14 protein-coding genes, 2 tRNA genes and 1 riboswitch are annotated in these 15,762 nt (G+C 65.4%); of the genes, 15 read left to right on the top strand and 1 reads right to left on the bottom strand.

Annotation, left to right across the window (positions count from 1 at the left end; translation table 11 throughout):
• Nucleotides 1-38 precede the first annotated feature (38 nt).
• On the top strand, nt 39-458 hold the full coding sequence (ndk, locus tag ACSQ1X_RS12145; RefSeq protein ID WP_055803537.1) for a nucleoside-diphosphate kinase: 420 nt from the start codon (nt 39-41) through the stop codon (nt 456-458).
• 94 nt (nt 459-552) lie between these two features.
• Here ndk and ACSQ1X_RS12140 read toward each other — a convergent pair whose 3' ends face one another.
• Nucleotides 553-1,224, bottom strand: a complete 672-nt coding sequence (locus tag ACSQ1X_RS12140) for a vitamin K epoxide reductase family protein (protein WP_436057852.1) — start codon at nt 1,222-1,224, stop codon at nt 553-555.
• A gap of 470 nt (nt 1,225-1,694) precedes the next feature.
• Between ACSQ1X_RS12140 and ACSQ1X_RS12135 the strand changes: the two genes are divergently transcribed.
• The 14 genes from ACSQ1X_RS12135 (at nt 1,695) to ACSQ1X_RS12070 (ending at nt 15,757) form a co-directional block, all read left to right on the top strand.
• On the top strand, nt 1,695-5,072 hold the full coding sequence (locus ACSQ1X_RS12135) for an Rne/Rng family ribonuclease (protein WP_436057851.1): 3,378 nt from the start codon (nt 1,695-1,697) through the stop codon (nt 5,070-5,072).
• 115 nt (nt 5,073-5,187) lie between these two features.
• A riboswitch (TPP riboswitch) is annotated at nt 5,188-5,285 on the top strand.
• Entirely contained in the window at nt 5,268-6,860 is a 1,593-nt protein-coding gene (locus ACSQ1X_RS12130; RefSeq protein ID WP_436057850.1) for a bifunctional hydroxymethylpyrimidine kinase/phosphomethylpyrimidine kinase, read from the top strand. (Overlaps the previous riboswitch by 18 nt.)
• Before the next feature lie 323 nt (nt 6,861-7,183).
• Complete coding sequence (gene rplU, locus ACSQ1X_RS12125) at nt 7,184-7,492, top strand: 50S ribosomal protein L21 (RefSeq protein WP_011692233.1); 309 nt, start codon at nt 7,184-7,186, stop codon at nt 7,490-7,492.
• Nucleotides 7,493-7,553: 61 nt separating this feature from the next.
• On the top strand, nt 7,554-7,817 hold the full coding sequence (rpmA, locus tag ACSQ1X_RS12120; RefSeq protein ID WP_009372867.1) for a 50S ribosomal protein L27: 264 nt from the start codon (nt 7,554-7,556) through the stop codon (nt 7,815-7,817).
• A 116-nt stretch (nt 7,818-7,933) separates the two neighbouring features.
• A complete protein-coding gene (gene obgE, locus ACSQ1X_RS12115) occupies nt 7,934-9,523 on the top strand; it encodes a GTPase ObgE (RefSeq protein ID WP_436057849.1) in 1,590 nt (529 codons plus the stop codon).
• Nucleotides 9,524-9,587: 64 nt separating this feature from the next.
• On the top strand, nt 9,588-10,685 hold the full coding sequence (gene proB / locus ACSQ1X_RS12110) for a glutamate 5-kinase (RefSeq protein ID WP_436059333.1): 1,098 nt from the start codon (nt 9,588-9,590) through the stop codon (nt 10,683-10,685).
• A 26-nt stretch (nt 10,686-10,711) separates the two neighbouring features.
• Nucleotides 10,712-12,061 carry a glutamate-5-semialdehyde dehydrogenase gene (locus tag ACSQ1X_RS12105; protein ID WP_436057848.1) on the top strand — a complete coding sequence of 450 codons (1,350 nt, stop codon included), beginning with the start codon at nt 10,712-10,714 and terminating at the stop codon, nt 12,059-12,061.
• Nucleotides 12,062-12,141: 80 nt separating this feature from the next.
• Entirely contained in the window at nt 12,142-12,366 is a 225-nt protein-coding gene (locus ACSQ1X_RS12100; protein ID WP_011692229.1) for a hypothetical protein, read from the top strand.
• Nucleotides 12,367-12,421: 55 nt separating this feature from the next.
• Nucleotides 12,422-13,039 carry a nicotinate-nucleotide adenylyltransferase gene (gene nadD / locus ACSQ1X_RS12095; protein ID WP_436057847.1) on the top strand — a complete coding sequence of 206 codons (618 nt, stop codon included), beginning with the start codon at nt 12,422-12,424 and terminating at the stop codon, nt 13,037-13,039.
• Between the two features lie 8 nt (nt 13,040-13,047).
• Entirely contained in the window at nt 13,048-14,337 is a 1,290-nt protein-coding gene (locus ACSQ1X_RS12090; protein ID WP_436057846.1) for a hypothetical protein, read from the top strand.
• 101 nt (nt 14,338-14,438) lie between these two features.
• A complete protein-coding gene (gene rsfS / locus ACSQ1X_RS12085; protein WP_055803517.1) occupies nt 14,439-14,840 on the top strand; it encodes a ribosome silencing factor in 402 nt (133 codons plus the stop codon).
• Nucleotides 14,841-14,979: 139 nt separating this feature from the next.
• A tRNA-Ala gene (locus ACSQ1X_RS12080) sits at nt 14,980-15,052 on the top strand.
• Between the two features lie 210 nt (nt 15,053-15,262).
• Nucleotides 15,263-15,335, top strand: a tRNA-Ala gene (locus ACSQ1X_RS12075).
• Between the two features lie 71 nt (nt 15,336-15,406).
• Complete coding sequence (locus tag ACSQ1X_RS12070) at nt 15,407-15,757, top strand: zinc ribbon domain-containing protein YjdM (protein WP_436057845.1); 351 nt, start codon at nt 15,407-15,409, stop codon at nt 15,755-15,757.
• Nucleotides 15,758-15,762: the final 5 nt, after the last annotated feature.

Genomic DNA, 15,762 nt, shown 5'->3' with positions numbered 1-15,762 from the left:
CTAATTTCGAACCCCCACCCAACCACATTGGAGCAGTTGTGAGCATTGAGCGCACCCTCGTCCTGATCAAGCCCGACGGCGTGACCCGCAACCTGACCGGCGCCATCCTTGGCCGGATTGAAGCCAAGGGCTACACCCTGACCGAGCTCAAGAAGGTCGACGCCAACCGCGAACTGCTGGAGCAGCACTACGAGGAGCACGTGGGCAAGCCGTTCTACGAGCCTCTCGTTGAGTTCATGCTCAGCGGGCCCGTTGTCGCCGCCATCTTCGAAGGCCACCGAGTGATCGAGGGCTTCCGTTCCCTCGCCGGCACCACCGACCCGACGACGGCGGCACCCGGCACCATCCGCGGCGACTTCGGCCGGGACTGGGGCCTGAAGGTCCAGCAGAACCTGGTGCACGGTTCCGATTCGGCGGAGTCCGCCGAACGCGAGATCAAGATCTGGTTCCAGGACTAACAGCCCTCCGCCTAAGCGCGAGCGTACAGTTGAGGCCCCCGTTTCCGAAGAAACGGGGGCCTCAACTGTACGCTCGCGCTTGTTAGTAGCCGGGTTAGTAGCCGGACGTCCCGACGAACACCTGGATGAAGGCGAAGAAGATCGTGGCGATGACGGCCACATACAGCAGGGCGGTGACGATCCAGCCGGAGTCGCCGACGATCTTCGCGGGGCCTGCCGGAAGCTTGATCACGCCGTGTGCGATGTTCCGGACCGTTGTCCACACAAAGAGTGGAATCATGGCGGCCCAGACCACCATGCAGAACGGGCACAGGATGTGGATGGAGTACAGCGCCTGCGACCACAGCCACACCACGAAGGCAAAGCCCAGCGTCACGCCGGCCTGCAGGCCAAGCCAGTACCAGCGGGCAAACTTGGCGCCGGAGAGAACTGCCATGCCCGTGGTGATCACGACGGCGAATGCCACGATGCCGATAAACATGTTGGGAAAGCCGAAGAGGGAACTCTGCCATGTCTGCATGACGGCTCCGCAGGAGACCCACGGACTGATATCACAGGCCGTGACATGGTTCGGATCCTTGAGGACCGCGAGCTTCTCCAGGACCAGGGCCCCGGAGGCCAGCCAGCCAATGACGCCGGTGATGACCATCAGCCAGCCAAACGGTTTGTCCCGGGTCATGGGAGGCAAGCCTTCCCGGGCCGCTCCACGCTCGCGGAGGTCACCGTCCACCAAATCGTTCTGCATGGAATTGGAGATGCTGGGCATGGGATGTCGCGTCCTTTTTCTAGAGGGCTCCTCGCCCTGATTGTAACGCCGGAGGCTGGACCGGCCCCACAGACTTGTTCCCGCCAGGCGCTGACCGTGAGCCGGATCGCTCCGCTTCCGCCCCGATTGACTGAGCGTATGAGAGAATGAAGCTGGCTGGAATACGATCCACATTCGAATTTCAGTCCGGTGGCTTGTTTGTAAGACCGCCAATGATGAGCAGGGCACGCTCCGGATCCACGATAGATCCCGGACTACCTGCAATGCCATTGGACGGCACCTGGTTGTGGCTTTCAGGAACAACGGGTTTCAGAACAACGCCACCGGCCCTCCAGGGCTGCCGCACCCCACTGCCGGTGCGAACCTGAGGGTATCCAATTGACTTCTGTCAACGCCTGCGGGTTTTGACAATATGTGCCCCAATGGGTGCCGGATGTGGCGGTGCGTCAGGGGCAGGAGTGTCGCCACATATGGATAATGACCAGGTTCTAGCCGTTAACGAAGAAACCGCTGCCAGCGAAGAGGCAGTAGCGCCCCCAGCGCCCAAGAGGGCCGTCCGGACACGGCGCAAGGCCGCCCCCAAGGCTGAGGCAGTCGAAGCTGTCGAATCGGAGCCGGCCCACGCAGAGGCGCCGGCAGCAGAAGCCCCGGCTGCCGAAGCCGCTGCAGAGGAAAAGCCGCCGGCGCGCCGCAGCCGTTCGCGCAAGAAGGTGGAGCCTGCCGAGCCGCTTCCGGTATTCGCCGATGAAGCGTCGGCGACGGTTGCTGCGGATCAAGTTGAAGCAGAGCAGGTTGAAACCGGGCAGGCAGACGCGCCGGCAGAAGCCGCCGTCGTCGAAAAGCCCGTCCGCCGCCGGGCCTCACGTGCCAAAGCCCCCGTCAAAGCTGCCGACGTCCAGCCGGCCGCTGAGCCTGCCGCCGCCCAAGAGGCCGCGCCTGCTGCCGAACCCGTAGCAACAACAGAGCCGATAGCAACAGAAGAAGAGGCGGCCGCCGCAGGCCAGGAATCCGCCGCTTCCGTAGCTGCCGAGCCGGAGCAGCCTGCAGCGGCTGAAGCCGCCAGCCCCGTCGGTGCACTCTTCCTCGAACCTGGCGCCGTCACCTCCATGATTTTCCAGGCACCGGACCTGAGCGCCGTGGTCCGCCCGGCAGCCGCGCCTGCCGTGGCCAAGGAAAGCGAAGAAGAAGACACGGAGGACGAAGGCGAGGACGTCGACGCCGGCGGCTCGCGCCGCCGTCGCAGCCGCGGACGCCGTGGCCGCAGCCGCGTGACGGACCGGGAAGCTGCCAGCGAGACCGAGGCTGGCGAAGGCGCCGCCGGGGACGAGGACGCAGATGAGGAGTCCACCGTTACCGCGGACGACGGCGTCACCTCCCGCCGTCGTCGCCGCCGCCGCCGTGGCGACCAGGACCTCGAGCTCACGGGCGGGGGAGACGACGACCCGCCCAACACCGTGACCCGCGTCCGTGCGCCCCGGGCCATCAGCGAGGCGCCGGTCAACAACCGCGTCACGTCCGTCAAGGGCTCCACCCGGCTTGAGGCCAAGAAGCAGCGCCGCCGCGAATCACGCGACACCGGCCGCCGCCGTACCGTGATCACCGAGGCGGAGTTCCTGGCCCGCCGTGAATCCGTGGACCGCCAGATGATCGTCCGCCAGCGAGACGACAGAATCCAGATCGGCGTCCTGGAAGACGGCGTCCTGGCCGAGCACTTCGTTTCGAAGACCCAGCAGGACTCCCTGATCGGCAACGTATACCTGGGCAAGGTCCAGAACGTCCTGCCCTCGATGGAAGCCGCTTTCGTGGATATCGGACGCGGCCGCAACGCCGTACTGTACGCCGGCGAGGTCAACTGGGACGCCGTCAACCTCGAGGGCAAGCAGCGCCGGATCGAGAACGCGCTGAAGTCCGGCGACTCCGTACTGGTCCAGGTCACCAAGGACCCGGTCGGCCACAAGGGCGCCCGCCTCACGAGCCAGATCTCCCTGCCCGGCCGCTACCTCGTCTACGTTCCCGGCGGTTCCATGACCGGGATCTCCCGCAAGCTGCCCGACGTCGAGCGCAACCGCCTCAAGCGGATCCTCAAGGACCGCCTTCCGGAAGATGCCGGCGTGATTGTCCGCACGGCCGCCGAGGGCGCGTCCGAGGAAGAGCTGACGCACGACATCAACCGCCTGCGCGCCCAGTGGGAAGGCATCGAGGGCCAGGCCACGTCCACCAAAATCCTTGCGCCGGAGCTTCTCTACGGCGAACCGGACCTCACCATCAAGGTAGTCCGCGACGTCTTCAACGAGGACTTCTCCAAGCTGATCGTTTCCGGCGAGGAAGCCTGGGACACCATCGAGGCGTACGTCACCTATGTGGCCCCGGACCTGGTGGGCCGGCTCGAAAAGTGGACCAAGGACACGGACATCTTCGCGGCCTGGCGGATCGACGAGCAGATCCACAAAGCCCTGGACCGCAAGGTCTTCCTGCCTTCCGGCGGCTCCCTGGTGATCGACCGCACCGAAGCCATGACCGTGGTGGACGTCAACACCGGCAAGTTCACCGGCAGCGGCGGCAACCTTGAGGAAACCGTTACCAAGAACAACCTGGAAGCGGCCGAGGAAGTGGTGCGCCAGCTGCGGCTCCGCGACATCGGCGGCATCATCGTCATTGACTTCATCGACATGGTGCTCGAATCCAACCGCGACCTCGTGCTTCGCCGCATGGTGGAGTGCCTCGGACGCGACCGGACCAAGCACCAGGTTGCTGAAGTGACCTCGCTGGGCCTCGTGCAGATGACCCGCAAGCGCATGGGTACCGGGCTCCTGGAAGTCTTCGGCGAGCAGTGCGAGGCTTGCGCCGGCCGCGGCATTGTCACCCACGACGAGCCCGTGGAGCACCGCCGCGCCAACGTTGTGGCCGCCGAGCACCACGTGCCGCGGACGGAAGCCCAGCAGCCTCCCCGTACGGAGCGTAAGAGCCGCCGCCGGGGCAAGGGCGGCCAGCCGTCTTCCGAGGCTGCTCCGCTGACGCCGGCTCCGGTGCACCACGAGCCCACGGACGCCGAGCGCCATGCCAAGGCTGAAGCGACACGCGTGGCGTTGGCCAACATCGCAGCGGCAGCGCATGCTGCCCACCTGCACGATGCCGAGGCAGGCCATGCAGCACCTGCGGCCGCGGCCGCGGCAGCACAGGCAGTGGGCCAGGCACTGGCGGCCCAGGCACAGGGCGCCCAGGCCCCGGCCGGGCAGGTACTTTCCGGGCAAGCGGGGACGCCGGCCAAGTCGGGTCCGACGCAGGCCACCCCGTCTGCACCCGCTACGGCCCGGCCCGCTAAGGTGTCGGAAGCCGAGGTGGCTGCTGCAGGGCGGCCGGCGGCCGTCCTGACGTTCGGCGGCGAAAAAGTGGCTCTGCCGTTCGTTGAGCATGCCGGGGAAGCTCCTGCCTCCGGAGCGGCCCTGACCCTTGACCGCCTGGCTGAGGCATTCGCCCACCTTGGCGAACCTGCCGCGGCTGAGGCGCCGGCATCACCGGTTGAACCGCAGGCACCGGCGGCCCAGGTGCAGGCGGCCAAAACGCCGGCGGCGCAGGTACAGGCGGCGCAGGCTCCTGAAGCCGACTACACCGACCACACTGCGGTGCAGGGCCGGGCCCGCCGTCCCCGCCGCAACCGGAGCGCGAGCCGTGCCCAGGGCGCAGCGAACGAGACGTCCGTGGAGCACCACGAGACTGCCCCGGTCGCCGCATCAGGGCACACCCACGAAGCTAAGGCACCTGAGCCGGCAAAGAAGGACGCGCCCGCCAAAGCGCCGGCCAACGAGCCGATCATCCTTGGCGTGGGGGTCCCGGCTTCGGAGCTCTGATCCGGCAGGCTCTGATCCGGCCAGCTGACACCGCGGGTGCGGCCCGGAACAGGCGTAGCAATACGCCGGTTTCGGGCCGTACCCGCGAGTTCGTTGCAGGGAAAAGCTAGGCTAGGGGACTGACACGGGGTGCCGCGCACAGGGCCGGCTGAGATCCAGACCCGTTGAACCTGTCCGGTTAGCACCGGCGAAGGGATGTCTCCTTTGGCTTCATCATTCCTGCCCACCCCTGCCAACGCCGCAGCGCCCGCACCAGGAGGCAGCGCCCCCTTGCGCAGTACCCCGAGGGTGCTGGCCATCGCCGGCTCCGACCCGTCCGGCGGGGCGGGGATCCAGGCGGACCTCAAGAGCATTGCCGCTAACGGGGGATACGGCATGGCTGCCATTACTGCCCTGACGGCACAGAACACCCACGGCGTCCGGGCGGTCCACGTTCCGCCGGCCGGCTTCCTGACTGCGCAGCTCGAGGCCATTAGCGATGACATCAGCATCGATGCCGTCAAAATCGGCATGCTGGGCGACTCTGCGGTGATTGCCGCCGTCCGCAGCTGGCTTGGGAAAGCCCGTCCCGCCGTCGTGGTTCTCGACCCCGTGATGGTCGCCACCAGCGGGGACCGGCTCCTGCAGAAGGCTGCCGAGGAGGAACTGCGCGAACTGCTGCCCCTGGCCGACCTCATCACGCCGAACCTGGCCGAACTGGCGATGCTGCTCCGCGAACCCCTGGCGAACGACTGGGAAGCGGCACTCGCCCAGGGCAAACGCCTCGCTGCGCAGGCCGGCACCACCGTCCTTGTCAAGGGCGGACACCTCGAGGGCGGCGCGTGCCCCGACGCCCTCGTCAACACCGAAGGGCTGCTCGCCCAGGACGTTGTGGTGGTCCCGGGCGCGCGGATCGACACCAGGAACAGCCACGGCACCGGCTGTTCCCTGTCATCGGGCATGGCCACCGCGCAGGCAAGGCTGGGGGATTGGGAGGCATCCCTGCGGGCAGTGAAGCCGTGGCTGCAGGGAGCGCTCCGGGAAGCCGAAGCACTGGAGGTGGGAACGGGCAACGGCCCGGTACACCATTTCCACCATCTGGCCCCGAAGGGCCAGGATGCGCTGGCTGCAGGAGAGTTCGCAGAGGCGCTCCGGCAGGACGCCGGGCCGGACCTGGACGACATCTACGGGCTGGACTTCATCCGCGGCCTGGCCGACGGCTCCCTTACCGAGCAGCACTTCGCGTATTACCTTGCCCAGGACGCCATCTACCTGAACGGCTATTCCAGGGTCTTGTCCCGTGCCGCCGCTATTGCCCCCACCGAGGCCGAGCAGCTCTTCTGGGCACGGTCGGCACAGCAATGCTTGGAAGTCGAGTCCGAACTGCACAGGACGTGGCTCAGCACCCGGAACGTGGACGCCGCCTTGGGACCGGTCACCAAGTCCTACGTGGACCACCTGCTGGCCTCATCTGTTTCCGGAAGCTACGGAGTGCTCGTGGCCGCCGTGCTGCCGTGCTTCTGGCTGTACGCCGAGGTGGGTGCCACCTTGCACGGTCAGTTCCAGGCGGCCGGGTCGCCGTCGGGCCATCCCTACGCCGACTGGCTTCGCACGTACGCGGACGAAGAATTCGCCGCCGCCACCAGGGAAGCGGTGCGAATCACCGACGACGCCGCACAGGCCGCCTCCGAAGTGGAACGGCAGGCCATGCGGCTGGCCTTCCGGCAGTCGTGCCGCTACGAGGTGGATTTTTTCGACGCGCCGCGCGTGCATGCTGAACCGCAAAGTGTTCCAGAGCCGGTAAGGTAGTGGGGCACGGTTCCGGAAGTCGTTGCAGCGGCAGTCTGTATTGCACAGAGTGGCGCCCATCACGTACTACCACCGGAGCCAGCCTCATTTGCGGCCGAAGGCAAAATTAGCGTAGTCTAGATCTTCGGTGCTTACGCCAACACTTGGGTTATGACCCCGGATTGCTCGGTTTGGAATGACAAACGGAATAGTTCGTGGGATAACTCATGGGTTCCCCCGGGGAATCCACCGGCGTTGAGGCACAGCGTGAGCCAGGCCAAACAATTGGACCCAGGTTCCGCACGCAAATCTAGTAATAAACGTCGAGAGAAGTGAGTTCCCCAGTGGTGTACGCGATTGTCCGCGCAGGCGGCCGCCAAGAGAAGGTTTCCGTTGGAGACTTCGTTACCCTGAACCGCGTCCCCGGTGGAGCCGGCAGCACCATTGAGTTGCCCGCACTGCTCCTGGTAGACGGTGACAAAGTCACGTCTGCCGCTGCGGACCTGGCCAAGGTAACGGTTACGGCTGAGATCCTCCAGGACCTTCGTGGTCCGAAGATCGTCATCCAGAAGTTCAAGAACAAGACCGGGTACAAGAAGCGCCAGGGTCACCGTCAGGAACTGACCAAGGTCAAGATCACCGGTATCAAGTAACCTTCCGTTACTTTTCAGGTTTTCAGCAGATTCCCCAGAATTTTTAAGGCAGGCATTTCAAATGGCACATAAAAAAGGCGCGAGCTCCACTCGCAACGGTCGTGACTCCAACGCCCAGTACCTCGGCGTCAAGCGCTTCGGCGGCCAGGTAGTTTCCGCAGGCGAGATCATCGTCCGCCAGCGTGGCACCCACTTCCACCCGGGTGCCGGCGTGGGCCGTGGCGGCGACGACACCCTGTTCGCACTGACCCCCGGCGCCGTCGAATTCGGCACCCGCCGCGGACGTCGCGTCGTGAACATCGTTGCTGCTGCAGCTGCAGAGTAACAACAAGATCTAAACCGGTGGAGCGGGCCATGATGGCCCGCTCCACTGTTCTTTTAACCGCATTACAATCAATTTGGGCGTCCAAGACGGTCAGGTTAAGCACAGAGGAGATTCACGTGGCGAGCTTTGTAGACCGGGTAGTACTGCACGTATCCGGCGGTAGCGGCGGCCACGGCTGTGTCTCCGTCCACCGCGAGAAGTTCAAGCCCCTGGGCGGTCCCGACGGCGGCAACGGCGGCGACGGCGGCGACGTCATCCTGCGCGTTGACCCCCAGACCACCACGCTTCTGGACTACCACCACGCCCCCCACCGCCACGCCACCAACGGCGGACCCGGCATGGGCGACTGGCGCGGCGGCAAAAACGGCGAAACCCTGATTCTTTCCGTTCCTGAAGGCACCGTCGTCAAGACCAAGGACGGCCGTGTCCTGGCCGACCTGGTCGGCGAAGGCACCGAGTTCATTGCTGCCGCCGGCGGTCCTGGCGGGCTCGGCAACGCCGCGCTGTCCTCGCAGAAGCGCCGCGCCCCGGGCTTCGCGCTGCTCGGCATCGAAGGCGAATCCAGCGACATCGTCCTCGAACTGAAGTCCATTGCGGACATCGCCTTGGTGGGCTTCCCGTCCGCCGGCAAGTCCAGCCTGATTGCCGCCATGTCTGCGGCACGGCCCAAGATCGCCGATTATCCTTTCACCACGCTGATCCCCAACCTGGGCGTTGTCCAGGCCGGCGATGTCCGCTTCACCATTGCAGACGTCCCCGGCCTCATCGAGGGAGCCAGTGAGGGCAAGGGCCTGGGCCACCACTTCCTGCGGCACGTGGAACGCTGCGCGGCGTTGGTGCACGTTTTGGACTGCGGCACGCTCGAAGCTGACCGCGATCCGCTCTCGGATCTCGCCATCATCGAAGCCGAACTCGAAAAATACGCCGTTGATATGAGCTTCGCCGGCAGCGACGGCGAGGTTATCCCGCTGAACCACCGGCCCCGCCTGGTGGCGCTCAACAAGGTCGACCTGCCGGACGGCAAGGACATGGCCGAATTCGTCCGGCCCGAGCTTGAGTCCCGTGGCTACCGCGTCTTCGAGATCTCCGCCACAAGCCATGAAGGCCTGCGCCAGCTTGGCTTCGCCATGGCGGAGATCGTCAAGGCCGCCCGGGACGCCGTGGCCGCCACACCGCCCAAGGTTCACGCACCCGTGCTGCGCCCCCGCGCAGTCAACGAGTCCGGCTTTAAGATCCGCCGCGAGGAAAAGAACCTCGAGCCGCTGTTCCGCGTGTTGGGCGACAAGCCCGTGCGCTGGGTCAAGCAGACCGACTTCACCAACGAGGAAGCCATCGGCTACCTCGCGGACCGCCTGGCCAAGCTGGGCGTTGAAAACGAGCTGTTCAAGCAGGGCGCGAAGCCCGGCGACACCGTAGTGATCGGTGAAGACGACGGCGTGGTCTTCGACTGGGAGCCCACCATGATGGCCGGCGCCGAACTGCTTGCCTCGCCGCGTGGCACTGACGTCCGCTTTGCCGATATCGGCGACCGACCCACCCGAGGGCAGAAGCGCGACGAGCAGCAGGAGCGCCGCGACGCCAAGGCAGCGGCCCGGGCCGAGCTGGAAGCCGAGCGCAAGGCCGGGATCTGGACCGAATCAGTCAGCGGGCGCCGTGCCGCACGGCCGCTCCAGGAGAGCGGACTGACCACCGAAAATGAGGAGTGAACCCCCACACGTGACCGATAATTCCGCAATTGTCATCGAGGAACCCAGGACCGACGACCGCAGCATGCTCGCCAGGGCACGCCGCATCGTGGTCAAGGTCGGATCGTCGTCGCTCACCAGCCTCAAGGGTGGAATCTCCGAAGAGGCGCTGATCGAGCTGTCCGATGCGCTGGCCGCCAAGTGCAACCAGGGAACCGAGATCATCCTCGTGTCCTCGGGCGCCATCTCGGCGGGCCTGGCCCCGCTGGGCCTGGTGAAGCGTCCCCGGGACCTCGCCACCCAGCAGGCAGCCGCCAGTGTGGGCCAGGGACTCCTCATGGCACGCTACACGCATGCCTTCGCAGCCCACGGCGTTACCGTGAGCCAGGTCCTGCTGACCGCGGATGACCTGATGCGGCGCAGCCACCACATGAACGCTTTCCGTGCCTTGAACCGGCTCCTCAACTTGGGCGTTGTGCCCGTGGTCAACGAGAACGACACCGTGGCCACGCACAAGATCCGTTTCGGTGACAACGACCGGCTGTCCGCCCTCGTGGCGCACCTGGTCCGGGCCGACGCCCTGGTGCTGCTTTCCGATGTCGACTCACTCTATGACGGGCCTCCCTCGAAGGGCGCCAAACGGATCCCTCAGGTTGACGGCCCCCAGGACCTTGAAGGCGTCAACATCGGTAAGCCCGGCAAGGCAGGCGTGGGAACCGGCGGCATGCAGACGAAAGTGGAGGCCGCCACCATGGCCGCCGATTCGGGAATCCCCGCACTGGTCACGTCCACCGCCAACGCCGCGGCAGCCTTGAACGGCGAGGACGTGGGGACCTGGTTCTCCGTCAACAGCGGCCGCAAATCGGTGCGCATGATGTGGCTCGCCCACCTTGCGCACGTGCAGGGCCGGCTGATTCTCGACGACGGCGCCGTCAAGGCTGTCCGTGACCACCGCTTTTCGCTGCTCCCGGCCGGGATCACAGCCGTTGAAGGCACCTTTGAATCGGGCGACGCCGTCGAAATGGTTTCGCCGGACGGTACGGTCATCGCCCGCGGGCTGGTCAACTATTCCTCGGACGAACTGCCCCAAATGCTAGGACGTTCCACGGTGGAACTGGGGGAGTCACTCGGCCGCGGCTTCGACCGTGAGGTTGTTCACGTTGATGACCTGGTTCTGGTCTAGCGGGCTGATTCGCCTAGACTTGAATGATGACTGAGGCACTGATCCACCAAGCCGCCGAGAAATCCCACGACTCCGCGGAGGAATCTTCCGCGACGGAAAATGCCCGGCTGTCCCCGGCTGACGTCGAGGCTGCCGTGCACGCCATTGCTGATCGATCCCGTCACGCTGCCCGCCGGATGGCGCGCGCAAACCGTGCCTGGAAGGACAAAGGCCTTCGCGCCATCGGTGCCGCCCTGATCGCCAGCAAGACGAAGATCCTGGCCGCCAACGCCAAGGACGTGGAAGCGGGCCGTGCCAACGGAACGTCGGCTGCCCTGCTGGACCGCCTGACGCTGAACGAGGCGCGCATCGAGGCCCTGGCCGCTGCGCTGGAGAACCTTGCGGGCCTGCCGGACCCCGTGGGGAATGTGGTCCGAGGCCAGACGCTCCCCAACGGCCTGCGCCTGCGCCAGATCAACGTTCCCATGGGCGTCGTTGCCGCCATCTACGAGGCCCGTCCCAACGTGACCGTGGACATTGCCGGGCTGGCGCTGAAAAGCGGCAACGCGGTGATCCTTCGAGGCGGCACGGCCGCCGCTGCCACCAATGAGGCCCTCATCCGGGTCCTCCGCGAAGCTCTTGATTCAGTGGGCCTGCCTGCGGACGCAGTCCAGAGCGTGGACCAGTTCGGCCGTGAAGGAGCCAACGTCCTGATGCGGGCCCGCGGCCGGGTGGACGTCCTGATTCCCCGCGGCGGCAGGGACCTGATCCAGACCGTGGTCAACAATTCGTCCGTACCCGTCATCGAGACCGGCGAGGGCAACGTCCATATCTTCATTGACGAATCCGCCAGTGAAAACATGGCCGTGGAAATCCTCCTCAATGCCAAGACCCAGCGGCCCAGCGTCTGCAACACCGTTGAGACGCTCCTGGTGCATTCCGGGTCCACCGTCCTGCCCGCCGTCGCCGTCGCCCTTCGGAAAGCGGGCGTGACACTGCACGCGGACGCGAGGGTCCGCGCCGCGCTGCCTGCCTCCGTGGAATCTGTTCCGGCCACGGACGAGGACTGGGCCACCGAGTACATGGACCTGGACCTCGCGGTGGGCATGGTCGACAACCTCGATGAGGCCGTGAAGCACATCCGTAAATGGTCGACCGGCCACACCGAGGCCATCATCACCAACGACCTCGCGAACGCCGAACGCTTCATTTCCGAAATCGACTCAGCGGCGGTCATCGTCAACGCCTCCACCAGGTTTACGGACGGCGGGGAACTTGGCCTGGGCGCCGAGGTGGGAATTTCCACCCAGAAGCTCCACGCCCGCGGTCCCATGGGCCTGACTGAACTCACTACCACCAAGTGGATAGTGCAGGGCGAGGGCCAGGTCCGCAGCTAGCAACGCTGTAACATGGAACAGAAGTCCGGAACGGCGGGAAGTACCGCCGTCGTCATTGTGTGAACTCTTTAGGGGAGAAAATGCTGCTGCAGCAGGTAGGCGCGTCGGTCGCCGAACATGAAGAACTGGCTCCGCTGTGGGCCGAACCGTGGGTCTTTGGTGTGTCCATTTTTGCGATCATGCTCGTTCTGATGTTCGTGACGCTGTCCTACAGCAACCTGGGCAACCGGCATGAGGCCGTCGAGGAGCACTCGGATCCCCACCGCCAGCACCCGAACAAGCACGATCACGGCCAAGGCCACTAACATCACCGCGGTCCTGAAGCGGCGCGGCGCCAAGCGTCGCCTGCGTTTAGGTGTGATGGGTGGCACATTTGATCCCATCCATCACGGTCACCTTGTCGCGGCCAGCGAAGTTGCGGCCAAGTTCGGCCTCGACGAAGTGGTGTTTGTCCCCACCGGCCAGCCCTGGCAGAAGATGAGCAAGAAGGTCAGCGAACCGGAGCACCGGTATCTCATGACCGTCATCGCCACGGCTTCCAACCCACGGTTCACCGTCAGCAGGGTTGATGTGGACCGCCCCGGCCCCACGTACACCATCGACACGCTGCGTGACCTCCGCACGCTGCGTCCCGATGCGGACCTTTTCTTCATCACCGGCGCGGACGCCATGGCGCAGATCCTGTCGTGGAAGAACATTGATGAACTGTGGTCGCTGGCGCATTTCGTTGGCGTGACCCGTCCCGGGCACGTCCTCGACGGAATGGGCAGGAAAGACGTCAGCCTCCTGGAAGTGCCGGCCATGGCGATTTCCTCGACTGATTGCAGGACACGCGTCGCGGCCGGGAATCCTGTCTGGTACCTCGTGCCCGACGGGGTGGTCCAATATATTGCGAAATACGGCTTGTATGCCGGGCAGGCCGACCCGGACGACAGTGCCGCACTTACCGAGTTACACGAACCAGCCAGTACCGAGTGAGTTGTTAGATGAGCCAGGAACAGCCTCCCCTCCGTAGCCGCCGTGAATTGCGGCAGGCCAGAGATGAGCGCGCGGAATCACTTCAGGACGCGGTGCCCCCGGCACCGGGCCCGGTTCCCCCTGCCTCAAAAGTGCCCGGGAACGGGACACCGGCGCCGGACGGCGAGGGCGGCACCGGCCGCATCCGTCGTGTGGCTCCAGGTCCCGTGGACTCGGTCCGGACTCCTGCGGGCCCCGAACGCTCCTCGCAGAGCCGTGCAAGGGACCGGGCCGCCCTGCGCACCATCAAGGAACTGGCGCAAAAGGAGGAACGGCTGTCCGCCGGCGGTCCGCCCACGCGCCGCCAGCTCCGGCTCCAGCAGCTCCAGGCCGAGGCCGCACCTGCCACCGCCGCGAACCTGATCGTTCCGCCGGCCCGCACGTCCTCCCAGCGCATCGTGCCGCAGGCGCGTTCCGGACAGTCCGCACCGCAGGCACGTCCTGGTCAGCCGGCGTCGCAGCCCGGCCCTTCGCCCACTGAGGCTCCGCGGACGGCGTCGCCGGAGGCCAACGCGGACAGCAGGCTTCCCGATGGAATGACCGTCGAGCAGGCCCTTGCAGCGCGTTCCCTCATCGCCGAACAGGCCAGGAACCAGATCGCCAAGATGGAGCACATTGCGGCGAACGATCCCGAAGCAGTGGATCCGGAAATCCTCGCGGAGCAGATCGCCTTGGCCGAGCGCGCCGCCATCCTGAACAAACGGGCCATGGCCAAGCAGAAGCTGGCCGAACAGGCCAGCCAGCCTGCACACCCGAAGACCGAGCCCTCAGCCGTCAGCAACCTCGCAATGGTGACTCCGCTGGAGTTCGAAAAGGTTCCCGGCATTGACCGGCCGGTGATGAAAAAGCCTGCTACGTCATATGTCCCCGTGGTGACCAACCCCGGCCCCCGGTTGCAGCAGCCCGGCACCAAAGGACCTCGCAAACCCGGTCCGCCGCGGCGGAACGCGGCGCCGGCCACCGGCCGGGCGGGCGTACTTGCCCGCGCGGAGGCTGCCGCTCAGGCGGCCGCCGATCCTGCGGCAACCCTGCCGCCATCCCCGGCTGCAGAGCCGTGGGCTGCTGAATCCGGTGAGAATTTCGTGGACAAGCCGCGAGTAGCGGCCAACAGCGCCTACGGACTGGAACCGCTTGACGCTGTCACCGCCGGCCTGGGCCGGGCGCACCGTATCCGGCTGCTGCAGCTGGCCGTCCTTGCTTTGGGGATCGTCGCGCTGATTGCCGGCGTGACCATGATCATCAGCGGCCTGGCGCCCTGATTCAACGCACCGGGGCATTATCCGCACCGCTGCCCCGACACCACGACGCTGATACCCATCGCGTCCGACCTACATAGCTTTAAACCACAACAAGGAGTCCCGTGACTGCAACCGATTCATCCATCGCCATAGCCCGCGTAGCCGCGCGTGCTGCTGCGGACAAAATAGCCCAGGACATTGTGGGCCTGGATGTCAGCGAGCGGCTGGCCCTGGCCGACGTCTTCCTGATCGCCTCGGCGCCCAGTGAGCGCCAGGTCAACGCCATCGTGGACGGCATCGAAGAGGAACTGGGCAAGCAGGAGCTCCGTCCTGTGCGCCGTGAGGGCCGTTCCGGCGGACGCTGGGTCCTGCTGGACTATTCCGACGTCGTCATCCACGTCCAGCATGAGGAAGACCGCGTCTTCTACGCCCTCGAGCGCCTGTGGAAGGACTGCCCCGTGGTTGACCTTCAGCTCGGGGAAGACACGTCGGCCAAAGCGGCTGTTTCCTCAGACAGCGAGTAATCCGGGGCAGGCCACCGAATATGCCCGATTTGGAATTTTCGGAACGCCTGTTCTAAGATATTTGAGTTGCTTCGGAGAGATCCGGACGCAGAACCGGGCCCGTCAGTGAAGACTGAAGGTGCCGGAGCAATGAAAATTCGGGGCTGTGGCGCAGCTGGTAGCGCACCTGCATGGCATGCAGGGGGTCAGGGGTTCGAGTCCCCTCAGCTCCACCGAATTGTCCGCCGGAATCGAAAGATTCCGGCGGACTTTTTTGTTTTCCGGCCCCTTGTCCGCGCCCCCCTGGTCCGTGCCGAGGCTCGCTATTTAGGCAGCGGCGGCGGACGGACCCGGCACTCCGGGCCCGAATTGGCGTCTTACGCAATTGTGGTTTAAGATAATCAAGTTGCTTACGGAGATCGTTCCGAAAGACACAAGAGTTTGGGGCTGTGGCGCAGCTGGTAGCGCACCTGCATGGCATGCAGGGGGTCAGGGGTTCGAGTCCCCTCAGCTCCACTCAGATTCACACAACAGAAGCCGCCCGACCGGGCGGCTTCTGTTGTTTAACGCTCGACTAATATGGGAGCGTGAACGAATCCCTCCCTCCCTGCCCTGAATGCTCCAGCGAGTACACCTATGAGATGGGTGCGCTGCTGGTGTGCCCCGAGTGCGGCCACGAGTGGTCTGCCGAGGCAACGGATACCGCAGGAGTAACAGAGTCCGTCATCAAGGACGCGGTGGGAAATGTCCTCGCCGACGGTGACACCGTCACGGTCATCAAGGACCTCAAGATCAAGGGAAGCTCCACGGTCATCAAGGTCGGGACGAAGGTCCGCGGCATCCGGCTGATGGACGGAGTGGGCGACCACGACATCGACTGCAAAGTGGACGGCGTCGGACCCATGCAGCTCAAATCCAGCGTGGTCAAGAAGGTCTAGGCGGG

Origin of the sequence: Arthrobacter sp. LjRoot78 (assembly GCF_964254335.1) — a bacterium.
GTDB lineage: Bacteria > Actinomycetota > Actinomycetes > Actinomycetales > Micrococcaceae > Arthrobacter.
The sequence above is the reverse complement of the archived record's forward strand: the minus strand, read 5'-3'. Positions and strand labels throughout refer to the sequence as shown.

Bases quoted from the DNA above. Each gene is read 5' to 3' on its own strand.
- ACSQ1X_RS12140 (WP_436057852.1), bottom strand. From the start codon at position 1,224: ATGCCCAGCATCTCCAATTCCATGCAGAACGATTTGGTGGACGGTGAC.
- ACSQ1X_RS12135 (WP_436057851.1), top strand. From the start codon at position 1,695: ATGGATAATGACCAGGTTCTAGCCGTTAACGAAGAAACCGCTGCCAGC.
- ACSQ1X_RS12130 (WP_436057850.1), top strand. From the start codon at position 5,268: ATGTCTCCTTTGGCTTCATCATTCCTGCCCACCCCTGCCAACGCCGCA.
- rpmA (WP_009372867.1), top strand. From the start codon at position 7,554: ATGGCACATAAAAAAGGCGCGAGCTCCACTCGCAACGGTCGTGACTCC.
- proB (WP_436059333.1), top strand. From the start codon at position 9,588: ATGCTCGCCAGGGCACGCCGCATCGTGGTCAAGGTCGGATCGTCGTCG.
- ACSQ1X_RS12105 (WP_436057848.1), top strand. From the start codon at position 10,712: ATGACTGAGGCACTGATCCACCAAGCCGCCGAGAAATCCCACGACTCC.
- ACSQ1X_RS12100 (WP_011692229.1), top strand. From the start codon at position 12,142: ATGCTGCTGCAGCAGGTAGGCGCGTCGGTCGCCGAACATGAAGAACTG.
- nadD (WP_436057847.1), top strand. From the start codon at position 12,422: ATGGGTGGCACATTTGATCCCATCCATCACGGTCACCTTGTCGCGGCC.
- ACSQ1X_RS12090 (WP_436057846.1), top strand. From the start codon at position 13,048: ATGAGCCAGGAACAGCCTCCCCTCCGTAGCCGCCGTGAATTGCGGCAG.